Raw genomic sequence first — 1,231 nt, 5'->3', positions numbered from 1 at the left:
TTATTCGCTGTGATATCTGTTGTAATGGCGTTGCTGTTATTGGTTGTGGTGGTCGTTATTTTAACTTTTTTCTTACCATACCATTTGCGAGAGGTCTTTTTAGTTTGAGAGCCATCTAAAAATGCAACTTGTGATGCTTCTAAGTTGATGTCTCCTTTGGCGGCATCAATACGCACATCGCCATTCGTTGAGGTGATATCAGCACTGTTTAATACGACTGAGTTGTTGATTGCTGTGTCAGTTGATTTTGGCAGACTACCGACGCCAGCTATTTTAATATCGCCTTTGGCAGTAAGCTTAGGCTGATTAATAAGTTGATGGTAGGAATAGTTTGGCCCTGTCACAGATCCTTTATTAATATCCCCTTGTTGATAGATATCAGCAAGCCCTGTGATTCGGATACTGTCTTTATAGGTTTTTGTGCCATTATCATCATTTATTGATGTTGAAGGTAAGTTGCCTTGAGCCAAGATGTTGATACCACCTTGACTACTTGAGATATCAGCACCTTCAATTAATACACCTTGTTTAGCAGAGATGTTGATGTCTTTACCGGCTACAATATTAGAAACTTTATGCTCATATCCTGTTGAAGGAGTGTTAGAAGCGGTTTCTATCTGAGTAAGATCACTGATTGTCTTTTTTAAACTCTTCTGATTAGATAAATAAGACATATACTTATTATAATTCGTACTTTTTGTCAGCTTATAATAGCTTGGCATTTGTTTTTCAGCTACCGCCACATTCGGGGCACGTATACTTACACATTGTCCAACTCCTCCAGGATAAGGACTATTATAGCAAGTGCCAGCTACGTAATTTATCCAATTCTTTTCTTCTTTTTGAAACTCTTCAAGCCATTTAGTATCTAAAAATGGCTTTTCTAGCTCTTGTTTTGCGTCGTTAATCTGCTCTTTGAGAGTACGCAACTTATGTTGCGAAACCTTATTACTAAAGCTATTTTTAACACCCTTAACCTCAACACTACCATCGGTTGCCGTGATATTCGTTTTATTCCCTACACTTAAATCACTGCCTTCAATTAAAACCCCTTTGCCTGCTAGGTTGATATCGCCTTTAGTATTAAGTTTGACAACCGTTTCCGATCCTAAACCACTATTTCCAGCATAGCCTTTTAAGTGTAGCTTTCCAGCTGTTACCCCACTCTCAACACTTTATTAGCAATTCAAACTGAAGAGGCGGGTTACCAAGTTTTTTATTTAAAAGAAAA

The 1,231-nt window shown here is 37.9% G+C and carries 1 protein-coding gene; it reads right to left on the bottom strand.

Features of this window, described 5'->3' with window-relative positions; all coding sequences use genetic code 11:
* Window positions 1-929, bottom strand: a 929-nt coding sequence (locus G561_RS14880) for a hypothetical protein (protein ID WP_037032645.1), incomplete at its 3' end; no start/stop codon positions are given.
* Window positions 930-1,231 lie beyond the last annotated feature (302 nt).

Source organism: Psychrobacter phenylpyruvicus DSM 7000 = NBRC 102152 (genome assembly GCF_000685805.1).
In the GTDB taxonomy this organism is placed as follows: Bacteria; Pseudomonadota; Gammaproteobacteria; order Pseudomonadales; family Moraxellaceae; genus Psychrobacter; species Psychrobacter phenylpyruvicus.
Note: the sequence above shows the minus strand (reverse complement) of the source record. Positions and strands in the feature narration are given on the sequence as shown.